This window comes from Streptomyces sp. 3MP-14 (genome assembly GCF_006334905.2).
GTDB classification, from domain to species: Bacteria; Actinomycetota; Actinomycetes; order Streptomycetales; family Streptomycetaceae; genus Streptomyces; species Streptomyces triticirhizae.
On the sequence record NZ_VDLZ02000005.1, the window covers coordinates 352524 to 379356 of the forward strand.

Genomic DNA, 26833 nt, shown 5'->3' on the forward strand with positions numbered 1-26833 from the left:
CCGGCGCGCCGCCCGGGCCGGTCAGTCCTCGCCCTCCGGCGCGGTGGCCAGCGCGGCGCCCAGCTCGGCCGCGACCTCCCGCAGCAGCGGCGCCAGCTTCTCCACCGCCTCGTCCGTCAGCCGCCCCGCCGGCCCCGAGACCGATATCGCGGCGGCCGTCGGCGCCTCCGGCAGCGCGACCGCGATGCAACGGACGCCTATCTCCTGCTCGTTGTCGTCCACCGCGTACCCGCGCTCCCGCACCTCGTCCAGCGCCCGCAGGAACGCGTCCGGCGTGGTGATGGTGCGCTCGGTCGCCGCCGGCATTCCCGTCCGCCGCAGCAGCGCCCGCACCTCATCGTCCGCCAGCCCGGACAGCAGCGCCTTGCCCACCCCCGTGGAGTGCGGCAGCACCCGCCGGCCCACCTCGGTGAACATCCGCATCGAGTGCCGCGACGGCACCTGCGCCACATAGACCGCGTCGTCGCCGTCGAGCAGCGCCATGTTCGCGGTCTCCCCGGTCTCCGCCACCAGCCGCGCCAGATAGGGCCGCGCCCAGGTCGCCAGCGGGCGCGCCGCCGCCTCGCCCAGCCGGATCAGCCGGGGGCCCAACGCATAGCGCCTGTTGGCCTGTTGACGGACATAGCCGCAGGCCACCAGCGTGCGCATCAGCCGGTGAATGGTCGGCAGCGGCAGCCCGCTGCGGGCCGCCAGCTCGCTCAGCCCGGTCACCCCGCCCGCGTCGGCCATCAGCTCCAGCAGCGCGAAGGCCCGCTCCAGCGACTGCACCCCGCCGCCCCCGGCGGAGGACCTACGCACGTCGGACGGCGACACGGCGCGTTTCCTCCAGCGGACGAACGGGGTGGGCAGCGGTCACCGGGAAGCCTACCGGCCCTTGACGGACCGGCCCCGGCGGCCGACCATCGAAGCTGCCCGACTTCAACAAAACGTTGAAGCCGCCCCGTCGTCAGCGACCCCCGAAGGGTGGCCGGTTGACCAGCACCGATGCCCCAGCCTCGCAGGGCGCCACGCCCGCCCCCACGCCCAGGACCGAGACCGCCCCCGCCGCCGAACTCCTGCTCCGCGCCGACCGGGTGGTCACCCCCGACGGCGTTCGCCCCGCCGCCGTCGCGGTCGCCGGCGGCCGGATCACCGCCGTGCTGCCGCGCGACGCGCCCGCCCCGCCCGGCGCCCGCGTCGTGGACCACGGAACGGCGGCCCTGCTGCCCGGACTCGTCGACACCCATGTCCACATCAACGACCCGGGCCGCGCCCACTGGGAGGGCTTCCCCAGCGCCACCAGGGCCGCCGCGGCCGGCGGCATCACCACCCTGCTGGACATGCCGCTCAACAGCCTGCCGCCCACCACCAGCCCCGACCGGCTGGCCACCAAACGGGCGGCGGCGCGCGGCCGGGTCCATGTCGACGTCGGCTTCTGGGGCGGCGCCGTGCCCGACAACCTCGACCGGCTGCGCCCCCTCCACGACGCGGGCGTCTTCGGCTTCAAGTGCTTCCTCTCGCCCTCCGGCGTCGACGAGTTCCCGCCGCTCGACGCCGAGCGGCTGGGCCGGGCCCTGGCCGGGGTCGCCGCCTTCGACGGGCTGCTGATCGTGCACGCCGAGGACCCGACCCAGCTCTCCGCCGCGCCCGCGCCCACCGGCCCCCACTACGCCGACTTCCTGGCCTCCCGGCCGCCAGCCGCCGAACACGCCGCCATCGCCGGCCTGTTGGAGCTGGCCGCCCGGCACGGCGCCCGGGTGCACGTCCTGCACCTGTCCGCCGCCTCCGCGCTGTCGCTGATCGCCGAGGGCAGGGCCGCCGGCGTCGTCGTCACCGCCGAGACCTGCCCGCACTTCCTCACCCTCACCGCCGAGGAGGTCCCGGACGGCGCCACCGAGTTCAAGTGCTGCCCGCCCATCAGGGAGGCCGCCAACCGCGACGCCCTGTGGGCCGCCCTCGCCGACGGCACCCTCGACTGCGTCGTCTCCGACCACTCGCCCTGCACCGCCGACCTCAAGGTCCCCGACTTCGGCCGCGCCTGGGGCGGCATCGCCTCGTTGCAACTCGGCCTGTCCGCCGTCTGGACGGCCGCCGCCGAACGCGGCCACGGCCTGGCCGACGTCGCCCGCTGGATGGCCACCGCCCCCGCCCGGCTCGCCGGCCTCCACCACAAGGGCGCCATCGCCCCCGGCCACGACGCCGACCTCGCCGTGTTCGACCCCGAGGCCACGTTCACCGTCGACCCCGCCACCCTCCACCACCGCAACCCGGTGACCGCCTACGCCGGCCGCACCCTGCGGGGCGTGGTGCGCGCGACGTGGCTGCGCGGCACCCGCATCGTGGGAGAGGACACCGAGGGAGAGGACACCGAGGCGGAGGGGGCCGCCGCCCGGGGAGGGAACGCCGAGGACGCCGCGCCGCCACCGACCGGCCGGCTGATCGAAAGGACCTGAGTTCGCCGTGACCCCCGACCCAACGCCCGGCCGGGCGGCCGCCGTTCCGGCCGCGACCGTCTTCACCGGCCCGGCCGCCCCCTACGCCGGCGGCGACCCCTACGCCGACCACCGCGCCCCCGACCCGGCGACGCTGCCCTTCACCCGGCTGCCCGACCTGGCCGACCGGCGGCTGGGCGGCTCGGTCACGGCGGCCAGCGACGAGTTCTTCGCCGAGCGCGAGAACCTGCTGAACCCGGAACCCGCCAGGTTCGACCCGGCGGCCTTCGGCCACAAGGGCAAGGTCATGGACGGCTGGGAGACCCGCCGCCGCCGGGGCGTCCACCCCGACCACCCGCACCCGACCGCCGACGAACACGACTGGGCGCTGATCCGCCTGGGCGTGCCTGGGCTGCTGCACGGCCTCGTCGTGGACACCGCCCACTTCCGGGGCAACCACCCGCACGCCGTCCGGATCGAAGGCACCCGCGTCCCCGGCACCCCGGGGCCCGAGACGCTCTTCGCGCCGGCCACCGCGTGGACCGAACTGGTGCCCCGCACCGAGGTCGGCGGCCACGCCGCGCACGCCTTCCCGCTGTCCGGCGCCGCGTCGGGGCGCTTCACCCACCTGCGGCTGAGCCAGTATCCGGACGGCGGCATCGCCCGGCTGCGCGCCCACGGCGAGCCGCTGGCCGACCTCGACTGGCTGGCCGCGCTCGGCACGTTCGACCTGGTGGCGCTCGCCCACGGCGGGCTGGTCGAGGACGCCTCCGACCGCTTCTACTCGCCGCCGATCCACACCATCCTGCCCGGCCGGCCCCGCACCATGGACGAGGGCTGGGAGACCCGCCGCCGCCGCGACGCCGGCCACGACTGGCTGCGCTACCGGCTGGCCACCGAGGGCGTGGTGCGCGCCGTCGAGATCGACACCGGCTGCTACCGGGGCAACGCGCCCGGCTGGGCCGAACTCGCCCTGGCCAACGCGGAGAACGGGGCGGGGCACGGGCCCGGGGCCGGCGACGGCCTCGCGCCCGGCCCGGGGGAGTGGCGGCTGGCGCTGCCCCGCACCCGGCTGCTGCCCGACACCGTGCACCGCTTCGTCCTCCCCGAGGACACCCCGCCGGCCACCCACGCCCGGCTCGACGTCTTCCCCGACGGCGGCGTCGCCCGGCTGCGGCTGCACGGTTCCCCGACCGAGCCCGGCTGGCGCCGCCTGCGCGAACGCCACCACCGGACCGCACCCCGCCCCGACTGACGAGCGAGCACGCGCCCCGCCGAAGCGCGCATACGGGGAATCCCCCGGGCCCGGCGCCGCGCCAGCGGCAGTCGCCCGAACTCGCCAACGACGAACGGCGCGTGTGCGGGCAAAGGAGCGGCCGGGCGGATTCGTTCGCGGTGACGCCTCTCGGCTCGGCGCCCTTCGGCGGCAGCCGCCCAGGCTCGCCGGTCCCGAACGGCGCGTGCGCGGGAGAGCGGACCGGAACTCCGTTCGCGGTGACGCCCCTCGGCCGCCGGGGAGCCGACGACGACACCTCCCCCAACGAACACCGGGCGAGTCAACCTCCCCGACAACCCCTCAGAACGGCCGACAACCCCCACCCCCACCCACCCCGCCCACCACCCACCCCCTCTGCACGGCCGACCACCACCCGCACCCCCACCCACCGTGGCCGCTCCCGTCACACCACATGCGCTGGTCCTGTGAACTCCTGGGAAACATCCCCGAGATGAGGTTGACGCGCGTCATGCTACGCGCGTCACACTATTGGCATGGGCATGAATCACGCGCACTGGAAGACCAGGGCGGCCCGTGCCGGCTCCCTGAGCGTCCTCCTCGCGGCAGTCCTGGCCGGCGGCCAGGGCGCCGCGTCCGCCGCACCGCACCCGACCCCTGCCCCCACCCCCACCGCCGTCGCGACCGCCCTCCAACCGTGGGCCGTCGGCGACATCTGCTACGACGACCTGCCGTCCCAGGCGCACGACACGCTCGACCTGATCGCGCAGGGCGGCCCGTTCCCCTACCCGCAGGACGGCGGCACCTTCTACAACCGCGAGGGCCTGCTGCCGAGTCAACCCACCGGCTACTACCACGAGTACACCGTGGAGACGCCGGGCAGCGACGACCGGGGCGCCCGGCGGATCGTGACCGGTGACTCGTACCAGGAGGACTACTACACCGCCGACCACTACGAGTCCTTCGACCTGATCGACTACGCCTGCTGACCCACCCGCCGCCGCCGAGCCGGCGCCGACCGGCTCGGCCCGAAGACCACGTCCCCCCACGGCGGCGCCGGGACCGCCCCCCACCGGTCCCGGCGCCGCAACTCCCCTGCGCGCATCGCTCACGGCCGGATCGCCGCCTGCCCGTGTGCCCGCTCCGTCCTTCCCTCACGGGGCCGGTGCGAGGTCACCGGACGTCGGGCCTGTCCGGCAGTAGCTCTCTGACACTCTCATGTGACCCGTGCCGTTGGCGGAGCGTGTTGGTGACGCCGTTGAGGTGGCGGTGTACGCGGTGGGAGCCGACGTGTTCGGCGAGTTCGAGAGCTTGGCGCGCGGCGGCGGTGGCTCCGGTGATGTCGCCTGTTCGCAGACGGGCGTCGGCCAGCTCGCTGGCGAACAGCATCCGATCGCGCGGGTAGCGTGCGTCGTCGTCCGGGCCGCGTTGGGAGAGGTAGGGCTCCGCCTGCTCCGGTTGGTGGGCGGCGAGAAGTGCTCGGCCGGTCTGGGCGTTGATCGACGTGGGTGTGAGCCACAGCGTCCACCATGGTTCGTCTTCCCCGGCGGCGGCCAGGTGGAAGCGGGATTGGCCGTCGGCGCGGTGGAGCGCCTCGAGGTCGCCCTGCTGCCCGGCGAGCGCGATGCGTCGCATGTCCACCACAGCGCGGAGGCGGGCAGTCATCGCACCGGGCCTGCGGTTCACGGCGACGTCCAGGAGCGTCGTGGCCTCTCGGTACTGTCCCAGCCAGGCCTCCTGGTAGGCCGCCGAGGCAAGGAGGTTGACCGTCGCATGGTGCACGCTGGGCGCGTCCAGGGCCTCTCGCGCGAGGCGCAGCCCGGTCTGGTAGACCCGCTGGGCTTGTGGGTGATACCCCGCGTCGAAGAGCATCCAGCCGTAGCTTTCGGACAGTTCGATGTAGGCGGTGTGCAGGCGCACACCCTCGCTGTCCCGATAGCGGCTCTCCGTGAGGAGCTTGCCCAGGTTCTGCCAGATTCCGCCGGCCCATAGCAGAGTGGACGCGCTGCCCTCGCTGTCGTCCAAGGCCCGCGCCTGACGCACCGCCTGCTCGATCGTGTCGGTCAGTTGGGGCGAGACCCGGTCGCCGTTCTCCGCCGCGCGCAGTGCGGGTGCTCCGGCGACGAGAAGATCGAGGGCAGGGGCGGTGAGGACGGCTCCGGAAAGTTGAACGAAGGAACGGCGGTGCATCGGTTGGTCCCCCTGGGATTCCCGGAGCAGGTCGGTGGCCGTCGCTCCGTACGGGTTGTCCAGCGCTCGGGCGCGCTTGCGCTGGCGCGGTCCGTGCCAGCCGAGATCGGCTGCGGTGATGCGGTTCCCGGTGAAGTGCGAGAGCACGGTGAGGACATCACTCTCGGCCTCGGCACTGGGACGTTCGCCTCGCACCCACGGATATGCCGACTTCCGGTGGAGCGGAGGCGAGCCACGTCGTGCCCGTAACTCGTTGATACGGGCGATCAGCTGTTCAGCGCCCCATCCGAGGTTGGCGAGGTGAGTGCGGAGTGCGACCGGCTGGGTTCGGTGATCCACGGTTCCCCCTGCTGCGGGTCGGCCTCCTCAGGAACGGTACTCCGGGCGTCGTGAGCGCGGCAGGGGCGGGCACGCACAGGCAGGTGTAGCTACACCCGGTGGTGCGGCGGTGCCGCGTCAGTGCCGCACCCGACCCACCCTGTCCACCGCTGTGCCGACTGTCCGGGCCGCGTACCGCGCTGCTGTCCTGGAGACATGACGAGCGTCCGCCCATGTCGGTCGGGCGCGGCACTGCTCCCGGAAGGGGAGGGGAACTCATGGAGAAAGTCCTTGTCACGGGCGGGGCAGGATTCATCGGGTCGCACTTCGTCAAACGTCTCCTGGCGGCGGAGGACATCGAGCGAGTAACGGTCCTCGACGCGCTCACCTATGCCGGGCACCTCGAGAACCTCGGTGAGGCGATGCTGTCCGAGTCGCTCACCTTCGTCGAGGGCAACATCCTGGACGGCCAGCTGGTCGACGCGTTGGTGCGACAGCACACCGCGATCGTGCACTTCGCCGCCGAATCCCATGTGGATCGGAGCTTCTTCCAGGCCGGGGCCTTTCTGACCACGAACATCCTTGGCACGCATGTTCTCCTCCGTGCGGCCCTGCGGTTCGGAGTCGAGAAGTTCGTGCACGTCTCCACCGACGAGGTCTACGGACCGCAGCTCTCGGGCAGCGCACGGGAGGACGACCCGTTGCGGCCCACCGTGCCGTACGCCGCGTCGAAGGCCGGCAGTGACCTGGTCGCTCTCTCGTATCAGCGGACCTACGGCGTCCCGGTGTGTGTGACCCGTTCCTCGAACAACTATGGCCCCGCCCAGCACCCGGAGAAGATCATCCCGCTCTTCGTCACCAGCCTCCTCAAGGGAAGGAGCGTGACGCTGCACGGGGAGGGACAGCACGTCCGCAACTGGCTCCACGTCGAGGACAACTGCCAGGGCGTCGAACTGGTCCTCCGACGCGGAATCCCGGGCGAGGTCTACAACATCGGCGGCGGTACGGACCTGACCAACGTGGAGCTGACGGCACACCTCCTCGACATGCTCGGGGCCGACTGGGAGCGCGTCACCTACGTCCCCGACAGGCAGGCCAACGACATCCGCTACGCGATGGAATGGTCGAAGACCGCCGAGCAGTTGGGGTACCGACCCACGTGGGACCTGCGGGAAGGGCTGGCGCAGACGGTGGACTGGTACCGCCGCAACCCGGACCGCTGGGCCCCGCTGCTGCGCAATCCGCGCGCCAGCCGGCCCGAGGTTGCTCTGGCCCCGCAGCCAGGGGAGGGAGCCGGCCATGCCCGGTGAACGCCCGCTGGTCCCACGTGTCGTGGTCACCGGGGTAGGCGGGGCGCCCGGTTTCGATCTGGCCCGAAGCCTGATGCGCCGGGGATGCACCGTCATCGGCACCGACTCGGATCCGCTGGCATCCGGTCTGCTCCTTCCCTTGGCAGCGCGCGTGGTCCCGCCGGCGGACCATCCTGACTACCCGACGCAACTCCTCACGCTCTGCACGGAGTTCGAGGCCGACGCCCTGCTGTCGACTGTCGAGGCTGAGCTGCCGCATCTGCTGAGGTTGTGTCCCAAGCTGACGGCGCTCGGCGTGCGGACGTGGCTGCCCAGCACGGGGGCGGTGACCGCCTGCCTCGACAAGGCCGTCTTCCATTCCGTGCTGGTGCGACACGGCCTTCCCACGCCGAACACCTTCCTTCCCCACCAGCTTGCCGAACTGCCCGGCGACATGGCCCTGGTGGTGAAGCCACGTCGGGGCCAGGGAGCGAAGGACGTGTACTACTGCAACACCCCAGGACAGGCGCGGGTCCTCTGTGAACTGGTGACCGACCCCATCGTCCAGGAACACGTCGTCGGGGAGGAGTTCACCGCAGACTGCCTGGTCGATGACGCAGGACGCGCCTCGGCGATCCTGCGCCGTCGGCTGTTGGTGCGCAACGGGCTGTCCATGGTCAGCACGACCTTCCACGACGAGGCGGTTGCCCTCCGGGTGAAGGAGGTCCTTGCCGCTGTCGGGATGGTGGGGCCGTGCTGCGTCCAGGGTTTCCGTCGCGAGATTCCCGGGGGTGAGGCGCAGGTGGTCATCACCGAGATGAACGCCCGTGTCGCCGGCGCCTTCCCGCTCAGCGAGGCGGCGGGGGCGGATCTGGTGGGTCAGGCCCTGAACGGCCTGTTCGGCGCGGCGGTTGATCACACCCGCCTGGGCTACCGGTCCGGAGTCCAACTCACCAAGTACGTCGAGACCCTGGCCAGCGGCGACGCCGCGACCCTCGCCAAGGGGAGGCCCAGGGCATGACAGCATCCGCATGGTTTCCGCAGTCCAGTGAGGTGGGCAGAAACGCGCGCCCCTTCCTGCACGGTCCTGAGTTCGACGCGGTGGCGCAGGCGTTGCGCGACGGACAGTACGGTCATGGCGAGGTGACGGAGGCCTTCGAGGGTGAACTGGCCTCGTTTCTGGGGGTATCCGACGTGGTGGCGGTCTCTTCCGGGACCGCCGCGCTGGAGATCGCCCTTCTGCTGGCCGGGGTAGGGCCCGGCGACGAGGTCGTGGTCCCCTCGCAGACCTTCTGCGCCACGGTGCGGGCCGTCCGCGCGTGCGGAGCGACGCCGCGGTTCGCCGACATCAGCCCGGACAGCCTGTGCGTCGACGCCGACACGGTCCGGGAGGCGCTCACTCCCGCAACCAGGGTCGTGCTCCCGGTCCTCTATGGAGGCCGAGCCGTCGACCTGGCCGAGGTGCGTGACGAACTCGACGACCGAGGCATCGTCGTCGTGGAGGACGCGGCCCACGCCTTCGGCTCCCGTGCCAAGGAGCGGCGCGTGGGGAACACCGGCGTTCTGACCTGCTTCAGCTTTGGCCCGATCAAGAACCTCACCAGTGTCGAGGGGGGTGCCGTGGTCCCACGGCACCCCCAAGAGGGCCTGCGAGCCCGGCGGTTGCGCACCCTGGGCATCGCGCAGCCCCAGAGCGAGCGCATCCGCACCACCAGCTACAGCGTCACCGACCGTGGACTCCGGGCAACCCTGTCCTCGGTCCACGCCGCCGTCGGGAGGGTCCAGCTCCGGCGGTTCGCAACGGTCGAGGAGGCACGCAAGGCACTGTGGCGCGCCTACGCCACCCGGCTGGCCGAAGTGGACGGCGTGGGACTCGTGGACGTTGATGTCGTCCACTCCGTGCCCTTCAACTGCGTGGTGCGCGTACCCGAGCGGGACGGGGTGCACGCATTCATGCGGTCCTGGAACATCGGCGTGGGCGTCCACTACCCACCCAACCACCTGCAACCCGCCTTCGCTCCCTGGCATCGGCCCCTTCCGGCGACCGAGCGGACAGCTCGGGAAATCCTCAGCCTTCCGTTCCACCCGGCGATGGGGGAACGAGCAGCGCTCCGGGTGGTGGAGATGCTGGAACGCGCACTGTCGAGGATCAAACGCTAGTCGACGGGTTCCCGGGTTGGGCGTGGTGGTTCCTTCCGGGAGCCGTGACGGTCCGGCAGCCAGAAATGGTCTTCCACCATGCGTTGACTCTACGGGCTACGTGCCCGGTCCATGCCGTCATCCCGAAAGCCTGGACGACGGGTTCCTCCCTGCGTGGTTATCCGTCACTGCCATCGGAGGCGGAAGCTTCGAGGAGAAGGTCGACGAGGCGTTCGGCGGCGTCGGGGCGGCCGTGGGTTCGGGCCGCGGCGGCCATCGCGGTGCGGCGGGCTGGGTCGGTCAGGAGCGGGGTGAGGGCCGCCCGGAGGGTGTCGGGAGTGGGCTCGTCGGTCAGGGCGACGGCGGCGCCGGCCTGTTGGAGGTGGCGCGCGTTGTGGGCCTGCTCGTTGCCGGCCGAGGTGGCCAGAGGGACGAGGACGGCGGCCTTGCCGAGGGCGGTGAGTTCGGCGATGGTGCCGGCTCCGCTGCGGGAGACGACGATGTCGGCCAGCGCGAGGACGTCGGGGAGTTCGGCGCCAACGTATCCGGTGAGCAGGAAGCGGCCGGCCAGCTCAGAGGGCAGCACGGCCGTCTGTTGGCGGAGTTCGTCGACGTTGGCCGGGCCGCACTGGTGGATCACATTGGCCTGGGTCAGCAGCCAGGGCAGGCTTTCGCGCACCAGGGTGTTGATCTGCTGTGAGCCCTGGGCTCCGCCGGTCACGTAGACGGTGGGCAGGTGGGAGGCGAAGCCGGTCAGGCCCATGGCCGCGACGGCCATGTCGGGCCGGCCGGTGAGGACTTCGGGGCGGACGGGGTTGCCCGTGACGACGGCGCGGGCGCGCGCCTGCTCCGGGAGAAGGGGCAGGGTGGACTCGGAGGAGACGGCGATGCGGGTGGCGCGGCCGGCGAGGGTGCGATTGGCCAGGCCGAGGCGCACGGTCTGTTCGTGGACGACGAGGGGGCGCTTACAGAGCCTGGTGGCCAGGCCGACGGGCACGGCGACATATCCGCCGGTGGCCAGGACGACGTCCGGGCGGTGCTGGTTGACCAGTTTCCGGGCTTGCGCCACGCCGAGGGGAACGCGGCCCATGTCCTTGACGTTGGCGGGGGAGAGCATCCTGAGCGGATTGCTGGCGCGGCGGATCTTGCCCGTGGCCACGGAGGCGAAGCGGATGCCCTCTGCTGCGGCGACCCGTGACTCCAGGCTGTTGGCCGTACCAACCCACAGGACGTCCAACGGATCTCCGGCAGTCGCGAGTCGGGCGGTCAACGCGCGCACGGCGGTGAGGGCGGGGTAGGTGTGCCCTCCGGTGCCACCGCCGGTGACGATCAGTCGGAAGGCCCGGTCGGGGGCGGTCGAGGGGTGGGCGTCGTGGCTGCTCACGAGGCGTGTCCTGTCTGGGAGGCCGGATGGTGCGCCGACCGTGCGGCATGGGGAGCGGACGATAGCAGGAGCGTGTGCTGCGCCGAGTCCAGAGCGGCACCAGCCCGTCACTGTGGGCGAGGCCCTCACATCCCGGACAGCGTGGTGTGGGGTGGGCGGCGCCGGGACCGCCCCCCACCGGTCCCGGCGCCGCAACTCCCGGGCGCGCGCCGCAACTCCCCTGCGCGCGACGGCCGTTGGGGTGCCCCACAGGCGTCCGGCGTCGCTTAACCGGGTAAGGGAACGACATGGCTACCCCCCACACCCGCGCCCGGCTGGGCGCCCTGCTGGCGGGGCTGGTGGTGACCGTCACCGCCGTCTCGCAGAGCGCGGCCGTGCCGCCGCCGGACCCACCCCCCACGACCGGCGCCTCCCGGGACGCGCGACCGACCGACCCCGCCGAAGTGCCCGACGCTGCCGAAACGCCCGACCCGGCCGACGCGTTCGACCCGGCCGACGCGTTCGACCCGGCCGAGGTCCCGCTCCCCGAGCGGTTCGCGTGGACGTCGAGCGGGCCACTGCTCTCGCCGCACCCGGACGAGGCCCACGACATCGTCTCGATCAAGGACCCGACGGTCATCCGGCACAACGACGAGTGGCAGGTCTACGCGACCGTCGCCAACACCGACGGCGAGTGGAGCCTGGCCCACACCAGCTTCGCCGACTGGTCGGGGGCCGACGAGGCCGAGCAGTACTTCCTGGACACCAACCCGGCCATCGGCGGCCGGTACGCCGCCGCGCCCCAGGTCTTCTACTTCGAGCCGCAGGACCTCTGGTACATGGTCTTCCAGACCGGCCCGCCGGCCTACTCCACGACCACCGACCCGAGCCGCCCGGAGACCTGGACCGAGCCCCGCCTCTTCTTCGAGGAGGAGCCGCCGATCGTCACCGAGAACAAGGGCGAGGGCGGCTGGCTGGACTTCTGGACCATCTGCGACGCGACCGACTGCTATCTCTTCTTCTCCGACGGCAACGGCCACATGTACCGCTCGCAGACGACCGTCGCCGAGTTCCCCGAGGGCTTCGACGACACCGCGATCGTGCTGGAGGACGCGGACCGGTTTCGGCTCTTCGAGGCCAGCAACGTCTACCGGCTCGGCGACTCAGGCGGCTATCTGATGATCGTGGAGGCGCTGGCGGTCGAGTCCGACTGGCGGCGGTACTTCCGCGCCTGGACCTCCGACAGCCTGGACGGCGAGTGGACCCCGCTGGCCGACAGCGAGGCGGAGCCGTTCGCCCGTTCCCACAACGTCTCCTTCGCCGACGGGCAGCCCGCCTGGACCCAGGACTTCAGCCATGGCGAGCTGCTGCGGGACGGCGTGGACCAGATGCTGACCGTCAACCCCTGCGATCTGACCTACCTCTATCAGGGGTTGGACCCGGCCGCCGAGGGTGAGTACTCGCAACTGCCGTGGCGGCTCGGCCTGTTGACGCTGGACAACCCGGTCTGCTGAGCGGGGGCCGCCGATCAGGCCGGGCGACCCGGCCGGGTCGGCGGCGCCGTGGCGGCGAGCGCCAGCAGCCACCGTTCCCGGCCGTGGCGGGCCACGAGTTGGAGGCCCACCGGCTCGCCGCGCCGGGTGCGGCCGGCGGGCAGGCTGGTCGCGGGATGCCCGCTGAGGTTGAACGCCCAGGTCAACGCGGGCGACAGCGCCTCGCCCGGCCCCTCGTGTCCATGCGGGGGCCCGGGCGTGGTCGGCGTCGCCAACAGCTCGGCGACGGCGAACGTCTCGGCCAACGCGGCGTCGTTCAGGTCCTGTTCGGCCGGCTCGCCGGCGCGCAGCGCGGCCCAGACCGGCGCCGGGTCGGCCAGCCGCACCCGGTGCGCGACCCGCACCAGCCGCCCGCCCGCCGCCCAGCGCGCCAGCGCGCGCTCCGCCACCGCCGCGACCTCGGGCGTTGTCGCGGCGAAGCCCAGGTCGGCCGACCACGCCACCCGCACCGGACCCGGTGGCCCGGCCACGGGCCCGGGCGCGGGCCCCGCCACCGCGTCCAGCCAGGCCGCCGCGTCCGCCGGGTGCCGCACCAGCGGCCCGCCCACGTTCAGCCCGGCCCGATCCCGGGCCGGCACCCGCCCGTTGGTCGGCTTCAGCCCGACCACCCCGCACCACGCCGCCGGGATGCGCACCGAGCCGGCGCCGTCGCTCCCGGTGGCCAACGGCACCATCCCGGCGGCCACCGCCACCGCCGAGCCGGCCGATGAGCCGCCGGGGGAACGGTCCGGCAGCCACGGGTTGCGGGTCACCCCGCGCTCCGTCCGCCCCCAGGTGCGCCAGGGCGTGCCGGGCCCCGGCGTCGCCGTCGCGCCCACCGGCACACAGCCGGCCGCCAGCAGCCGCCGGCTCTGCCAGGAGTCCGTGCCCTCCGTGTCCTTGACCGCCAACGGCACGCCGGCCAGCGGCAGTCGGACGCCGACCCGCACCGCCGCGTCCGTCCGCATCGCCGCGTCCGCCCGCACCGCCGCGTCCACCTCGGCCGCCCGCGCCAGCGCCGCCTCCGGCCAGACGGCGGAGAACGCCCGCAGCTCCCCGTCGACCTCGGCGATGCGCCGCAGCGCCGCCTCGACGACGGCCACCGCCGACAGCCGACCGGCGCGCACGCCGGCGGCCACCGCCCGCGCCGACAGCGCCGGGTACGCCGGGAGCGCGCGCCGCGCGTCCCGCGTCAACTCTCCGGCGGCGGCGGTGCGGTGGAGCCGCGCAGCGTCAGCGAGGGCGCGGTGTCCTGGAGGTCACCCGGGCGTTCCCCGCCGGCCGCCGCCCGCAGCCGGCGCGCCGCCCGCGCACCATAGCCCCCGATGTCGCGACGGAGCGCCGTCAGGGGCGGGTTGACCAACTCGCACAGCGCCGAGTCGTCCCAGGCCACCACGGAGAGGTCGGTGGGCACCCGCAGCCCGAGGTTCTGGGCCGCCGCCACCCCGGAGAGCGCCATCACGTCGTTGTCGTAGATGATCGCCGTCGGCGGGCGTTCCCGGTCGAGCAGCTCCCGGGTCGCCGCCGCGCCGCCCTCGCCGCTGTAGTCGGCCTCCAGGGTCCGCCCGCCCAGGCCGAGTTCGGCCGTCACCCGTTCGAAGGCGGCCGTCCGCACCGAGGTGTGCCGCAGCCGGTTCGGGCCGGAGACCCGCGCCAGCCGGCGGTGGCCCAGGTCGGCCAGGTGGATGACCGCCGTGGTCACCGCCGCCGCGTCGTCGCTCCACACCGCCGGCAGCCGCCCGGTTCCCACCGGGGCCCCGATCACCACCGTCGGCATCCCCAGCTGCTCCAGCACCGGCACCCGCGCGTCCGCCACCTGGAGGTCGACGAGGAACACCCCGTCCACCGCCCGGCGCGCCCACCACGAGCGGTAGAGCGCGATCTCGGCGGCTTGGTCCTCGGCCATGGTCAGCAGCAACGGCGTGGTGTCCGTCGCCAGTTCGGCCTGGATGCCGGAGATCAGCTGCATGAAGAAGGGCTCAAGGCCCAGCGTGTGCGCCGGGCGGTCGATGACCATGCCGAACGCGCCCGCCCGACCGTCCGACAGGGCCCGCGCCGCGCTGCTCGGCTGCCAGCCCAACTCCTCGGCGATGGCCAGAATCCGTCCCCTGGTGGTCTCCGACACCCCGGGGCGACCGTTGAGGGCGAAGGAGACGGCGGCCTTGGTGACCCCCGCCCGATGGGCGATGTCCTGCATGGTCGGGCGTTTCAACGGACCTCCTCGCGACCGGCCCCCGCGCCGGAGCGGGGCGCTCGGCACGGCTCCCGCATTGACTTCCTCCCCCGCCTGGCGGCGGGGATTCCAGTGGCCGCCCGCTGGGTTTCCCGCTTCGTCGACGACTGCCCCGTCCGGGAGGACTCCCGTTGCGGTCTTACACGGTCTCCACAGGCAGCCGCCGCCAGCCCGGCGGCCAGAAGGTTCTTCGCCGCGTTCCCATCACGGTCATGCGCAGTGCCGCATTCACACGTCCATGTGCGGATGTTCTGCGGCAGCTTCTCCGCGACCGTGCCGCAGGCCCCGCACAGCTTGGAGCTGGGGAAGTAGCGGTCGATCACGACGAGTTCCCGCCCGTACCACGCGGCCTTGTACTCCAGCCTGGAGCGCGGTTCGCTCGGTTGGCCGAGCCCTTCGCCTTGCGCGACAGCTCCGCCGCCTGCTCGCTCGTGGGGTAGAAGCGGTATCGAAAAGCCCGCCTGACCTGCCGCGTCATGCCTCACACCGTAGCAACTTCCGCGTGCTCGGCGGCTTTTGTCCGGTGGATGGTGGACGCCGGTCCGCCCTGGCGGTGACCCGGCTTTCCCTGCCCCGCTCCGCAGGAGCTTCGATTCCTCCCCCGGCCGAAGCCGGGGGTATCCACGAAGGAGACCCCCCGGATGATCCCCGGTCCGCCACCAGGCCAATCGGCCGCCCCCACCCCGCCGGGGCCGGCCCCCACCCCGCCGGGGCCGGCCCCCACCCCGCCGGACCCGGCCGTCGCCCCGGCGTGCCGGCCGCGCGCCGGCGCGCACACCCCCCGCGCCGGCGCGGGTACCGTTCGGGGGGTGCGTCGCCCGCCGTTCCCCGCCGCTTTCCCGGCCGTCCGTCGCCCGGACACCCGGGCGTTCCACGGGCTTCGGCGGCCCGCCGCCAGCCGGTGGGCAGCCCGCCACCCGTCGGCGGGGTAGGGCACAATCGAGCCGATGAGTACCTACCGTGAGCGTGCGCACCGCCAGACGGCGCGGGCATCGGTCCTGCGCGCCATCGCCAGTCGCGAGCGCTCCTCACATCTCTCCGCGCCCCGGGTGCCGACCGTGGGCATCGACATCGGCGGCACCAAGGTGATGGCGGGCGTGGTGGACGCCGACGGCACCATCCTGGAGCGGGTGCGCACCGAGACGCCGGACAAGTCCAAGAGCCCCAAGGTGGTCGAGGACACCATCGCGGAGCTGGTGTTGGACCTGTCCGACCGGCACGACGTGCACGCGGTGGGCGTCGGCGCCGCCGGCTGGGTGGACGCCGACCGCGCCACGGTGCTGTTCGCGCCCCATCTCGCGTGGCGCAACGAGCCGTTGCGCGAGGCGCTGGCCGCGCGCCTGGCGGTGCCGATCATGGTGGACAACGACGCCAACACGGCCGCCTGGGGCGAGTGGCGCTTCGGCGCCGGCCGGGGCGCCGACCACCTGGTGATGATCACGCTGGGCACCGGCATCGGCGGCGGGATACTGGAGGCCGGCAAGGTCAAGCGGGGCGCGTACGGCGTCGCCGGCGAGTTCGGCCACATGCAGGTCGTGCCCGACGGACACCGCTGCCCCTGCGGGAACCGCGGCTGCTGGGAGCAGTACAGCTCGGGGAACGCGTTGGTCAGGGAGGCGCGCGAGCTGGCGGCCGCCGACTCCCCGGTGGCCCACCACATCCTGGACCGGGTGAAGGGGCAGATCGGGGACATCACCGGCCCGTTGATCACGGAGCTTGCCCGCGAGGGCGACCCGATGTGCGTGGAACTCCTCCAGGACATCGGCCGTTGGCTGGGTGTGGGCATCGCCAACCTGGCCGCCGCGCTGGACTCGGCGCGGTTTGTGATCGGCGGCGGGGTCAGCGACGCCGACGAGCTGCTGATCGGCCCGGCCAGGGAGGCGTTCCGCCGCCAGCTGACCGGGCGCGGGTACCGCCCGGAGGCCACCATCGTGCGGGCCGCGCTGGGGGCCGACGCGGGCATGGTCGGCGCCGCCGACCTCGCGCGGCTGGTCGCGCGCCGCTTCCGCCGGGCGAACCGCCGTCGCGCCGAGCGGGCACACCGCCCCGGCTTCGACCTGCGGCTCACCCCGCGCGGTTGGGCGGGTGAGCAGTGACGACCACGTTGAGCACCCCGGGCGGCACCTCGGACGTGCCGCGCAGGCCGCCGCACCGGCCGCGCCACCGCTGGCTGGTGGCGCTGACGGTGCTGCTGCTGATCGCCATCCCCGCCGGGTACATGGTGCTGTCCGCCTACCAGAGCCGGGACAGCGGCGAGGACAAGGCGAGGGCCGCCTCGGCGCGCACCCTGGTCTACGAGTGGCCCAGCAAGGTGCAGCGCCGCATCTACGACATCCCCATCCCGGGCGGCTCGGCCTATGTCGGCCACTTCGAGACCAACTCCTGGGACAGCAGCACCATGTATGTGGAGTTCCGCTGCTCGCCGAGCCAACTCAGCGGCTTCCTTGAGGAGTTGGGCACCAGCAGGGGCGGTCTGGTCGAGGGCACGGTGACCATCCCGACGCGCCAGGCCGAGACCGTCGGCTGGGCCTTCGACGAGCCGGGGCGGATCTACGCGGGGACCATCGTGCGGCAGTCGGAGCAGGAGCCAGAGGTGGCGATCACGGTCGACCTCACTAGGGAGGAAAGGCCGCGCGTCTACGCGGTCTCCACGACCGAGCCCTGAGCCGGGCGGCTCGGGCGGTGAGCGTTGGGTTCCGGGGCCGGGTGGGACGGGGCGCGGGGCGCCGGGGATCATGGGGCGTCGACGAGACGGCCGGGCCCGGGGGTTCGGCCGGTGAGAAGGGCGGCCGGACGATGTCCACACTTCAGTACGTCGGCGACGGCGTGACCCCGCACGGCGCCGGCGCGCTGGCCGAGGTGCTGCGGGCGGCGGCCCGGGGCGAGTTCCCGCCGGCGGACGGCGGGTTCACGGTGCTCCCGCAGCCAGGGCCGCGCGACGCGGGCGTGTTGGGGATGAGCGCGCACGCGGTGATCTTCGCCGACGTGGAGCCGGGGTGGGTGCGGAAGGCGCTGCTGGCCGCCTCGCCCGACCAGCTGGCCGCGCCGCTGGGCCCGGCGTTTCTCGTCGCATTGGGCGCCGAAACCGGGCGCCGCGTCAACATTGTCGATATGTTGACCGTCGCGCCCGCCCTGCCGGGGCGGCCCGAGGTGCCGCTGACCGAGATCATCGAGACCGACCATCCCCGCGTGGTGCGGGCGCGGAGGTTCCGCGACGCGGTGCGGGTGTGGACGACGGACGGCGGGGTGCTGGTGCTGGGGCGGGGCGTCGCCGGGCGCTGGGAGATCGCGATCGAGGTCGACGAGGACGCCAGGGGACGGGGCCTGGGGCGGGCGTTGGCCCTGGCCGGCCGGCAACTCCTGCCCGAGGGCGAACTGTTGTGGTCGCAGCAGCCGCCGGGGAACGCGCGCAGCGTCCGCGCCTTCCAGGCCGCCGGGTTCCGACCGGTGGGCGGGGAGGCCCTGTTGGTGGTGGACGGGCCGGCGGCGGGCTGAACTCGTCCGGGGCGTTCCGACGTTCCGGCGTTATGGCGTTCCGACGTAACGGCGGTCCGACGTTCCGGGCCGGCGTCGGGGCGATTGTCAGTGGGGGCGGTTACGGTGTGGTCCAAGGCTGAGCGGTGGGGCATCGGCTGCGGAAGGACCTCGGGCGTTCCGGGGTCGGGGAGGGGAGCGATGAACAGGCAGGGCGCAACGGGGGCGAGGTCCGCCGGGCGGGGGCGCGCGCGGCGGCGAACGGCCGGGCGCGCGGTGCGGTGGGTCACGCCGGCGCCGACGGCACGGGCCGGGCGCGGTGGCGCGCCGGGGCCGGAGCGCCGGCCGGGGCTTCGCCAGGTGGTGCGGCACCGGGACGTCGTGGCCCTGGCGGCGCCGCTGCTGCTCCTGCTGGCGGCCGGCACGGCCTGGGCCCTGCTCGCGGCGTGCGTCACGTGGTGGACGGCGGCGACACTGGCCGGGGCGTTCGGGGCCTATGGCTGGGCGGCGCCCGTGTCGGACCTCTGGCCGCCGCGCCGCCGGCCCCACGGTCCCGAGGAGCCCAACGGCCCGTCGCGGCGCCGGTCTTGCCAGGCCGGCGGGGGTCGTGGGCCGACCGGCCCGTCACCCCGGCCGCGCTCCGGCGGGCCGGCCGGTGGGCGCTCAGGCGCCGCCATCGGCGGGCGCGCCGTCGAGGTGCTCCTCGGCGAGCCGGGCGGCGACGCGCTCCAGCAGCGGGCCCGCGTTGTCGATGGAGCGGCGCGGGTTGGGCTCCAGCGCCGTCAACGGGTAGGCGGCCTCGATGCCCGCCCCGGCCAGGGTCTCGGCGTCCAGGGACAGCCGGCCGCAGACCGCGAGCACCCGCTTGCCGGCCGCGCGGGCCCTGGCGGCCACGCCGGCGGGCGCCTTGCCGCGCAGCGTCTGCTCGTCCAACGAGCCCTCGCCGGTGATCACCAGATCGGCCTCGGCGAGCGCCTCGGCGAAGCCCAGCACCTCCAGCAGCACCTCGATGCCCGGCCGGAAGGTGGCGTTCAGTCCGAGCAGCGCGCCGAAGCCGATGCCGCCGGCCGCCCCGGCGCCCGGGGCTTCGGCGAGTTCGGCGACGCGTTCGCCCTCGGTGCGCTCCAACACCTCGGCGAAGTGCGCGAGCGCGCCGTCCAGGACCTCGACCTCCAGCGGGTCGGCGCCCTTCTGGGGGCCGTAGACGCTGGCCGCCCCGGTGGGCCCGGTGAGCGGGTTGTCGACATCGCTGGCCAGGACGAACTCGGTGTCCTTCAGCCGGGGATCGAGCCCCGACAGGTCCGCGCTCGCCAGCTCCCGCAGCGGCCCGCCGCCCCAGGGGAGCGGGTCGCCGTCCTCGTCCAGGAGGGTCGCGCCCAGCGCCGTCAGCATCCCGGCCCCGCCGTCGGTGGTGGCCGAGCCGCCGACGCCCAGGATCACCCGGGAGGCCCCCGCGTCCAGCGCGGCCGCGATCAACTCGCCGGTGCCATAGGTGGTCGCCGTCATCGGCGCGAAGCTCCGCTGCGGGAGCAGCACCAGCCCGGACGCCTGCGCCATCTCCACCACGGCGGTCTCCCCGCGCAGCGCGAAGCGCGCGGCGACCGGCAGCCCGAGCGGGCCGGTGACCTCGACCTCCACCGGCTCGAAACCGCCGGCGACCGCCGCGTCCACGGTGCCGTCCCCGCCGTCGGCGACCGGCAGGGACACCACCGACGTGCCCGGGCGCGCCCGGCGGATGCCGGCCGCGACATGCTCGGCCACCTCGGCGGCCGTCAGCGAGCCCTTGAACTTGTCGGCGGCGATCAACACGCGCCCGCTCTGCGTCATCTGAGGTCCCTGTGGTCGTTGCGGTCGAACACGGACCCTATCCGCCGCCGTCGCCGACCACCACGGCCCCCGAGTGCCGTGCCCGTCACACCCGTTGAGCCCCGGGCGGGCGACGGGCGCCGCCGCGCGGGCCGTCCGCCCGGGCCCTCGGGACCCTCAGGAGCCGGTCGCGCGCAGCCGACGCCAGACGGCCTTGGCCGCGTTGTGCCCCGACATCCCGTGCACGCCGGGGGCCGGCCAGGTCGCCGAGGAGCAGAGGAAGACCGCCGGGTGCGCGGTGCTGTAGGGGCGCGGCCCGATCCTCGGCCGGAACATGGTCTGCGTCCCGGCGAACGCGCCGCAGGCGATGTCGCCGCCCACGTAGTTGGCGTTCCGCCGCGCCAGTTCGGGCGGCCCGGCGACGGCCCTGGCCAGCACCAGATCGCGGAAGCCGGGCGCGAAGCGCTCGATCTGCCGCTCGATCGCCTCGGTCAGGTCGCCCTCCCAGCCGTTGGGCACATGGCCGTAGGCCCAGTAGACGTGCTTGCCCTCGGGCGCGCGGCTCGGGTCGAAGAGCGTCGGCTGCGACGTGACCAGGAACGGCACCTCGGGGGCCCGGCCGCGCCGCGCCGCGTCGTCCAGGGCGCGGGTGATCTCCGCGCTGCCGGAGCCCAGATGGACCGAGCCGGCGCGGCGCGCCTCGGGCGCCGTCCAGGGCACCGGCCCGTCCAGCGCGTAGTCGATCTTGAACGCGGCGGCCCCGTACCGGAAGTCCCGGTAGGCGCGGCCCAGTCCGGCGATCCTGGCCAGCGCGGTGGGCGAGGTGTCGAAGACATAGGCGCGGGCCGGCGGCAGCTCGTCCAGCCGCCGCACCTCCACCCCGGTGTGGATCTCGCCGCCGAGGTCACGCAGATAGCCGGCGAGCGCGTCGGCGATGGACTGCGACCCGCCCCGGGCGATCGGCCAGCCCACCTCGTGGGCCGCGAGCGCGAAGACGAGCGCGACGGCGCCCGTCGCCGGGGTGGAGGTCGGCGCGATCACATGCGCGGCAAGACCGGTCAACAACGCCCTGGCCCGGTCGTCCGCGAACCGCCTGGCCACCCAGGACACCGGCCGCATCCCGGTCAGCCCGAACCGCGCCAGCAGCACCGGATCGCGCGGCAGCCCGTCCCAGGGCACCTTCAGGAAGTCGCCCACCAGCGTCTCCCACCGGCCCAGATACGGCGCCAGCAGCTTCCGGTAGGCGGCGGCGTCGCGCGGGCCCAGGCTGGCGGCCGTCTCGCCGACCGCCCGGGCGAGCACGGCGGCCGAGCCGTCGGGAAAGGGGTGCGCCAGCGGCAGTTCGGGCTGCACCCACTCCAGCCCGTACCGCGCCAGCGGCATGGCGTTGAAGGCCGGCGAGCCGGCGCCCATCGGGTGGACGGCGGAGCACGGGTCGTGGCGGAAGCCCGGCAGGGTCAGCTCCTCGGTCCGCGCGCCCCCGCCGACGGTCTCCTTCGCCTCGAAGAGCGCGACCGACATGCCGCGCCGCGCCAGCTCCACGGCGGCCGTCAGCCCGTTCGGCCCGGCCCCCACCACGACCACGTCACGCAACGCAGGCAACGTACGGCTCTCCCCTCAACGGTGAGCGACAGGCGGACCAGCACCCCGAGGATACGCCGCCGCCGACCACGCTCCGCGTCCAGGTCAACTCGCATAGACGGATAATCAGTTGCCGGGCCGCGCGGGGCGTGGAGGCTGGTGGGTATGGAGTTCTCCCTGCGCGACTACCGACCGGAGGACGAGGCGTCCTGGCTGCGGTGTCGGGTGCTGTCCTTCCTGGGCACGCCGTACTACGACAACGTGCTGCCCGCCAAGCCGGCGATGGCCGCGCCCGGCTGCTCGCTGGTCGCCGCCGACGCCGACGTCAATGCCGACGTCGACGCCGACGCCGGCGGTCAGGGCTCGGCCGGAGTGGTGGTGGGCTGCCTGGACCTGGCCGTGGACGGAGAGCTGGCCACCATCGAGACCATCGCCGTCCACCCCGACCACCAGCGGCGCGGCATCGGCCGGGCCCTGCTGGCCGAGGCCGCCGTCAGGGCCCGCGCCGCCGGCGCCACCACCCTGGACGCCTGGACCAGGGACCAGCCCGAGAGCCTGGCCTGGTACCGGGCCACCGGCTTTGTCGAGAGCGACCACTATCTGCACGTCTTCGCGGACGCCTACGCGGACGAGGGCGAGCCGGGCCGGGCCGTGGAACGGCCGGGCGCCGGGCTGAACCCGATCGGGGTCTTCAGCCACGCGCCCCTGGCGAGGGAGGAGGAGATGAGGACCCGCTTCCGACGGGTCTATGTCTGCCGCCGGTTCAGCCAGCCGCTCACCCCGGCCGGCTGAGGCCGCCCCCGGGGCCGGCACTTCAGCCGACGACCGGCCGCTCAGCCGACGACCGGCCGCTCAGCCGACGACCGGGCCCTCGGGCCGCGCACGGTCCTCCCCGCGCCCGGCGCGGAAGAGCGCCAGCAGCCGGTCGGCCGTCGGCCGGTCCCTGGCCGCCGTGAACGGCATGGCGTTGCCGCCGGCCAGCCGGAACGCCGTCCCGTCCCGCGTCGCCTGCGCCCCGCCGGCCTCCTCGACCAGCAGCAGCCCGGCGGCGTGGTCCCAGGCGAGTTCCCAGGTGAAGGCGAGCGCGTCCAACGCGCCGCGCGCGATGGCCAGATACTCCAGCCCTGCCGCCCCGCAGGGGCGCGGCGCCACCCCGTCCGTCCACAGCGCGGCCAGCGCGCGCTTCTGGTCGGGGGTGGTGTAGTCGGGGTGCGAGTGGGCCACCCGCAGCGGCGCGCCGGGCTCGGGCGAGCCGGCGGTCAGCCGTTCGCCGTCCAGCCAGGCGCCACCCCCACGCCAGGCGTGGGCGAACTGCCCCGTCGCCGGCGCATGGGTCCACGAGCCCAGCAGCTCACCCCGGTGGGCCAGTGCCACCAGCGTGCAGAAGCCGGCCTCGCCGCGCACGAACGGGCGGGTTCCGTCGACCGGGTCCACGATCCACACCGGCGCCTCGCGGCCCAGTGCCGCGTAGCGGGCCGGGTCCTCGTGGACCGCCTCCTCACCCACCACCACGGAGCCGGGCAGCAGCTCGGTCAGCTCGGCGGTCAGGTGCCGTTCGGCCTCCTGGTCGGCCACCGTCACCAGGTCGTGCGGGCCCGTCTTCTCCGTCACCTCGTGGGACGCCAACTGCCGCCAGCGCGGCAGGATCTCCCGCGCCGCGACCCGCGTGACCGCCTCCGTGACCCGCTCCACCAGCAGCTTCTCATCCACCCGTCCGTCCACCCGCCCATCGAACCACGGGCTCGTCCGCCCGCCGGGTCCGCCCCCTGGCAGCCGCCCGGGGACCGGTGGATCAGGCCACGCCGGCGCGCCGCAGCTCGCTGGTGACGGCCCAGTGGTGCCGGGGCGAGACCTCGCGCGCCGCCGCCAGCAGGATCGGCACCAGCACATCCGGCGCCGGGGTGGCCGCCTGCACCGCCTCCTCCGCCGTGCGGGCCTGGACCAGCGCCCGCAGCAGCGTCACCGCCTCCTCGCCCAGGCCACAGGCGCGCAGTTCGGCGGCGACCGAGCCCACCTCGGCGGCCGGCCGGGCCGCGCCCTGCCGCAGCAGTTGCCCGCAGTCCCCGGTGCGCCCGGCGAGGCTCAACGCCTCGGCCGCCGCCGCGAGCGGGCCCGGCGGCAGCGAGGCCGCCTCCCACAGCAGTGTCGTCTTCTCGGAGCCGAGCCCGGCCCGCTCCAACTCGGCCAGCAGCAGCGGCAGTCGAACGGCAGGACCGCCGACGACCTCGGACAGCACGCCGTGCGCGGCGCCGTTGTGCCCGTGGGCGCGCAGCTCGCGCAGCCGGCCCGCCGTGCGGGCGGCCTCCTCCAGATCCCCGACGGTCACCCGTTCCGCCAGGGTCGGGCGGTGGTCGCGCAGGGCGCCGGCGAACCGGGACCCGCTGGGCGGCGGCGAGGGCGCGGCGAGAACGGTGGCCGGCGGCGGGACGGGTGCGGTGGTCGCCGACGTCGGGCGTTCCTCCTCGGGCTCGACGGGCTCGATGCCCGCGAAACGCGCGCCGCCCCGTCGACGCGCCGGCTTGTCGCGCCGGCGCGCGGACGCGGCGGGCGCCCCCGCCTCACCCTTCCGCGCCGCCTCACCCTTCCGCGCCGCCTCGCCCTTCCGCGCCGCGTCGGCCTCGGGCGCCGGGGTCGCCTCGGCCGCCTCGACGGGCGCGGCCGGCGCCGCCGCCGCGCCATGCGCGGGCGTCGCCCTCGTGCCCCGCACGGGCGAGGGGCGTGCATCGATGGCCGCGAGCCGGGCGTGCGCCTCGGAGCGACGACTCAGCACGCGCTCCTGATCGTCCCTCGCCCACTCGGCCAGCGTGCCCAGCCGTTCCGCCTCCGCCGCCTGCCCCGCCCGGCGCGCGGACTCCCCGGCGTGCGCCAACATCCGCAGCCTGCCCTCCAGTTCGCCTGCCGCCCGGTCCAACTCGGCCAGCAGGGCGGCCAGCGCCTCCCGCCCCCCGGGCAGCGCGTCCCTGGCCAGCACGGCGGCGTGATAGCGCGACCGCAACCGGCCGGCCACCCGCTCGGCCTCGACGTTCCCCCTGAGCACCGCCAGATCCTGCACCAGGTCCGCCACCGCGTCCCAGGGCGGCAGCGCCGCGCCCGACAGCCAGGTCGCCAACTCGCCGCCGTTCCGCCGGCCGAAGGCAGCGAACCAGCCGGCCGAGGGGTCCAGGGCCTCGGCCAGGGCTCGCAGTTCCGAGGTGAACGCCGCCAGACGATCGGTCCACTCGCGTTCCATCATGCGCACATCAGGCATGGCCTGTACTGAATCCAAGCCGTGTTACGGGTCTTGTTTCCAACGGGCTACAGAACGTTTTCGGCCCGTGCGCGCCGCCCGGCGTGCGTTGACGGCGCGCTCCGGCCTGTGCGCCGGCGCTCAGCGCCCCACGGCATAACCTTGCATCCCCCGGGGATTGGCCGCCCCGGCGACCACCCCCGACTCCGGGTCGCGGCCCACCGCGCACAGCCGCCCCTCCGTCCAGGGCCCGGCCACCGTCACCCGGTGTCCCCTGCGCCGGAGTTCGGCGATCACCGGCTCCCCGATCCGGGACTCCACGGTCACGCTCCCCGGCTGACCGCCGCGCGGGTAGAACGAGCTGGGGAACGCGTCCTGGTGCCAGTTGGGCGCGTCGATCGCCCCCTGGAGATCGAGGCCGCCGCGCGCCGGCGCGCGCAGCGCGACCGCGAGGAAGAAGTGCGCCTGCCACTGGTCCTGTTGGTCGCCGCCCGGGGTGCCGAAGGCCAGCACCGGCTCGTCGTCGCGGAGCGCCAGCGTCGGGCTGAGTGTGCTGCGCGGCCGCCGCCCGGGCGTCAACGAGGCCGGCAGCCCCTCCTCCAGCCAGGTCATCTGGAGCCTGGACCCCAGCGGAAAGCCCAACTCCGGTATCACCGGGCTGGACTGGAGCCAGCCGCCGCTCGGCGTCGCGGAGACCATGTTCCCCCAGCGGTCGACCACGTCCACATGGCAGGTGTCGCCCGAGGTCTCCCCGCCCGGGCCCACGCGGGGCTCGCCCTCGGGACCCGAAGGGGGCTGGCCGACGCGCGCCACCGTGGGCTCGCCCGCCCCGGCCATCCCGTCCGAGGTGACCCCGGAGGCCAGCAACCGCTCGACGAGGCGCGGGAGTCGGGGCGCGCGCCCCTCCGGCGCGCCGGGGCGCAGCTCCAGGGAGGCCCGTTCGCCGATCAGCCGGCGCCGTTCGTCGTTGTAGGTGGGGGAGAGCAGCGCCTCCCACGGCACCGGCGCCGCGTCCCCGTACCAGGCCTCGCGGTCGGCCATCGCAAGCTTGCTCCCTTCGATCAGGGAGTGCACATAATCCGGCGTGCCATAGGCGGAGGCGTTCATTCCGTCGTCCAGCAGGGCCAGTTGCTGGAGCAGGACCGGCCCCTGGCACCACGGGCCCACCTTGCAGAGCGTCCAGTCCCGCCAGCGGTACCGCACGGGCTCCTCGTAGTCGGCCGTCCAGCCGGCCAGATCGTCTCCGTCGAGCACCCCGGCGTGCCGTTCCCCGGAGGAGTCCATCGCCGGGCGGGCGGCGTGCGCCGCGATCGCCTCGGCGACGAAGCCCTCCCGCCAGATCCGCCGGGCCGCGTCTATCTCGGCCTCCCTGGACCGGCCCTCGGCGGCGCTCTCCCGCAGCAGGCGCCGCCAGGTCGCCGCCAGCGTCGGGTTGCGCAGCAACGCACCGGGCGCCGGGGCGCGTCCGCCGGGCAGATAGACGGCCGCCGAGCTGGTCCACTCCCGTTCGAAGAGCGCCCGCACCGACTCCACCGTGCTCCCGACCCGTTCCACCGCCGGGTGCCCGCGCTCCGCGTAGCCGATCGCGTAGTCGAGCACCCGCCCGAGGCCGAGGGTGCCGTGGTCGCGCAGCAGGGTCAGCCAGGCGTCGAAGGCGCCCGGCACGACCGCCGCCAACGGCCCGGTGCCCGGGACCAGTTCGAACCCGAGCCCCGTGTAGTGCCCGATGGTCGCCCGGTGCGGCGCCGGCCCCTGCCCGCACAGCACCCGCACCCGGCCGCCGGCCGGCGCCAGGATGATCGGCACGTCCCCGCCCGGGCCATTGAGGTGCGGCTCGACCACCTGGAGAACGAAGCCGGCGGCCACCGCCGCGTCGAACGCGTTGCCGCCGTCCTCCAACACCGCCATCGCGGACTGGGACGCCAGCCAGTGGGTGCTGGAAACCATGCCGAAGGTGCCCTGGAGCGTGGGCCGTGTGGTGAACATGCCGCGGAGCATACGGTCCGGCGGCGCGGTCGCCACCGGTCCCGCCGTAAA

The 26833-nt window shown here is 74.4% G+C and carries 22 protein-coding genes and 1 pseudogene; 11 read left to right on the forward strand and 12 right to left on the reverse strand.

Annotation, left to right across the window (positions count from 1 at the left end; genetic code table 11):
• Positions 1-21 precede the first annotated feature (21 nt).
• Positions 22-813 (reverse strand): IclR family transcriptional regulator, encoded by a 792-nt coding sequence (locus FH609_RS10220; RefSeq protein WP_139666792.1) that lies wholly within the window; start codon positions 811-813, stop codon positions 22-24.
• A 242-nt stretch (positions 814-1055) separates the two neighbouring features.
• Here FH609_RS10220 and allB point away from each other — a divergent pair, with 242 nt between their 5' ends.
• The 3 genes from allB to FH609_RS10235 all read left to right on the forward strand — a co-directional run bounded on the left by allB (position 1056) and on the right by FH609_RS10235 (position 4634).
• Positions 1056-2432 carry an allantoinase AllB gene (allB, locus tag FH609_RS10225; protein ID WP_139667018.1) on the forward strand — a complete coding sequence of 459 codons (1377 nt, stop codon included), beginning with the start codon at positions 1056-1058 and terminating at the stop codon, positions 2430-2432.
• Positions 2433-2439: 7 nt separating this feature from the next.
• A complete protein-coding gene (gene alc, locus FH609_RS10230; RefSeq protein ID WP_139666791.1) occupies positions 2440-3666 on the forward strand; it encodes an allantoicase in 1227 nt (408 codons plus the stop codon).
• A gap of 515 nt (positions 3667-4181) precedes the next feature.
• Complete coding sequence (locus FH609_RS10235; RefSeq protein WP_226961539.1) at positions 4182-4634, forward strand: ribonuclease; 453 nt, start codon at positions 4182-4184, stop codon at positions 4632-4634.
• Positions 4635-4818: 184 nt separating this feature from the next.
• Here FH609_RS10235 and FH609_RS10240 read toward each other — a convergent pair whose 3' ends face one another.
• Positions 4819-5982 carry an XRE family transcriptional regulator gene (locus FH609_RS10240; protein ID WP_226961540.1) on the reverse strand — a complete coding sequence of 388 codons (1164 nt, stop codon included), beginning with the start codon at positions 5980-5982 and terminating at the stop codon, positions 4819-4821.
• 449 nt (positions 5983-6431) lie between these two features.
• Here FH609_RS10240 and rfbB point away from each other — a divergent pair, with 449 nt between their 5' ends.
• Genes rfbB through FH609_RS10255 form a run of 3 tightly spaced genes read left to right on the forward strand, consistent with a single transcriptional unit; the run spans position 6432 to position 9602 of the window.
• Entirely contained in the window at positions 6432-7463 is a 1032-nt protein-coding gene (rfbB, locus tag FH609_RS10245; RefSeq protein ID WP_139666790.1) for a dTDP-glucose 4,6-dehydratase, read from the forward strand.
• Complete coding sequence (locus tag FH609_RS10250; protein ID WP_226961541.1) at positions 7453-8463, forward strand: ATP-grasp domain-containing protein; 1011 nt, start codon at positions 7453-7455, stop codon at positions 8461-8463. Before rfbB ends, FH609_RS10250 begins: the two co-directional genes overlap by 11 nt.
• Positions 8460-9602, forward strand: a complete 1143-nt coding sequence (locus tag FH609_RS10255; RefSeq protein WP_139666789.1) for a DegT/DnrJ/EryC1/StrS family aminotransferase — start codon at positions 8460-8462, stop codon at positions 9600-9602. The genes FH609_RS10250 and FH609_RS10255 overlap by 4 nt, the downstream gene beginning before the upstream one ends.
• A 157-nt stretch (positions 9603-9759) precedes the next feature.
• Here the strand turns inward: FH609_RS10255 and FH609_RS10260 are convergent, their stop codons facing one another.
• Positions 9760-10965, reverse strand: coding sequence for a UDP-N-acetylglucosamine--N-acetylmuramyl-(pentapeptide) pyrophosphoryl-undecaprenol N-acetylglucosamine transferase (locus tag FH609_RS10260; RefSeq protein WP_139666788.1), 1206 nt, complete (start codon positions 10963-10965; stop codon positions 9760-9762).
• A gap of 287 nt (positions 10966-11252) precedes the next feature.
• On the opposite strand from FH609_RS10260, the gene FH609_RS10265 reads away from it, so the two are divergent.
• Positions 11253-12458, forward strand: coding sequence for a non-reducing end alpha-L-arabinofuranosidase family hydrolase (locus FH609_RS10265; protein ID WP_226961542.1), 1206 nt, complete (start codon positions 11253-11255; stop codon positions 12456-12458).
• 14 nt (positions 12459-12472) lie between these two features.
• On the opposite strand, the gene FH609_RS10270 is transcribed toward FH609_RS10265, so the two are convergent.
• The 4 genes and pseudogenes from FH609_RS10270 to FH609_RS32405 all read right to left on the reverse strand — a co-directional run bounded on the left by FH609_RS10270 (position 12473) and on the right by FH609_RS32405 (position 15187).
• Positions 12473-13672 carry an amidase family protein gene (locus FH609_RS10270; RefSeq protein WP_139666787.1) on the reverse strand — a complete coding sequence of 400 codons (1200 nt, stop codon included), beginning with the start codon at positions 13670-13672 and terminating at the stop codon, positions 12473-12475.
• On the reverse strand, positions 13669-14688 hold the full coding sequence (locus FH609_RS10275; RefSeq protein ID WP_139666786.1) for a LacI family DNA-binding transcriptional regulator: 1020 nt from the start codon (positions 14686-14688) through the stop codon (positions 13669-13671). Before FH609_RS10275 ends, FH609_RS10270 begins: the two co-directional genes overlap by 4 nt.
• A gap of 83 nt (positions 14689-14771) precedes the next feature.
• Positions 14772-15080, reverse strand: a pseudogene (locus FH609_RS10280) (zinc ribbon domain-containing protein); the annotation flags it as partial.
• On the reverse strand, positions 15029-15187 hold the full coding sequence (locus FH609_RS32405) for a helix-turn-helix domain-containing protein (protein WP_139666785.1): 159 nt from the start codon (positions 15185-15187) through the stop codon (positions 15029-15031). The pseudogene FH609_RS10280 and the gene FH609_RS32405, both read right to left, overlap by 52 nt.
• 469 nt (positions 15188-15656) lie before the next feature.
• Here FH609_RS32405 and FH609_RS10290 point away from each other — a divergent pair, with 469 nt between their 5' ends.
• From FH609_RS10290 to FH609_RS10300, 3 genes are all read left to right on the forward strand, one after another.
• Complete coding sequence (locus FH609_RS10290) at positions 15657-16805, forward strand: ROK family glucokinase (protein WP_139666784.1); 1149 nt, start codon at positions 15657-15659, stop codon at positions 16803-16805.
• Positions 16802-17374, forward strand: a complete 573-nt coding sequence (locus FH609_RS10295) for a hypothetical protein (protein WP_139666783.1) — start codon at positions 16802-16804, stop codon at positions 17372-17374. Before FH609_RS10290 ends, FH609_RS10295 begins: the two co-directional genes overlap by 4 nt.
• Before the next feature lie 131 nt (positions 17375-17505).
• Complete coding sequence (locus tag FH609_RS10300) at positions 17506-18204, forward strand: GNAT family N-acetyltransferase (RefSeq protein WP_139666782.1); 699 nt, start codon at positions 17506-17508, stop codon at positions 18202-18204.
• Positions 18205-18846: 642 nt separating this feature from the next.
• Here the strand turns inward: FH609_RS10300 and FH609_RS10305 are convergent.
• Both FH609_RS10305 and FH609_RS10310 read right to left on the reverse strand, forming a co-directional pair.
• Entirely contained in the window at positions 18847-20010 is a 1164-nt protein-coding gene (locus FH609_RS10305) for a glycerate kinase (protein ID WP_139666781.1), read from the reverse strand.
• Between the two features lie 156 nt (positions 20011-20166).
• Positions 20167-21582 (reverse strand): phytoene desaturase family protein, encoded by a 1416-nt coding sequence (locus FH609_RS10310; RefSeq protein ID WP_405378880.1) that lies wholly within the window; start codon positions 21580-21582, stop codon positions 20167-20169.
• Between the two features lie 153 nt (positions 21583-21735).
• On the opposite strand from FH609_RS10310, the gene FH609_RS10315 reads away from it, so the two are divergent.
• Entirely contained in the window at positions 21736-22362 is a 627-nt protein-coding gene (locus FH609_RS10315; protein ID WP_139666779.1) for a GNAT family N-acetyltransferase, read from the forward strand.
• A gap of 60 nt (positions 22363-22422) precedes the next feature.
• Here FH609_RS10315 and FH609_RS10320 read toward each other — a convergent pair whose 3' ends face one another.
• The 3 genes from FH609_RS10320 to FH609_RS10330 form a co-directional block, all read right to left on the reverse strand.
• Entirely contained in the window at positions 22423-23292 is an 870-nt protein-coding gene (locus tag FH609_RS10320) for an inositol monophosphatase family protein (protein WP_405378877.1), read from the reverse strand.
• Between the two features lie 70 nt (positions 23293-23362).
• Positions 23363-24817 (reverse strand): hypothetical protein, encoded by a 1455-nt coding sequence (locus FH609_RS10325; RefSeq protein WP_139666777.1) that lies wholly within the window; start codon positions 24815-24817, stop codon positions 23363-23365.
• Positions 24818-24937: 120 nt separating this feature from the next.
• Positions 24938-26782 carry a gamma-glutamyltransferase family protein gene (locus FH609_RS10330; protein ID WP_139666776.1) on the reverse strand — a complete coding sequence of 615 codons (1845 nt, stop codon included), beginning with the start codon at positions 26780-26782 and terminating at the stop codon, positions 24938-24940.
• Positions 26783-26833 lie beyond the last annotated feature (51 nt).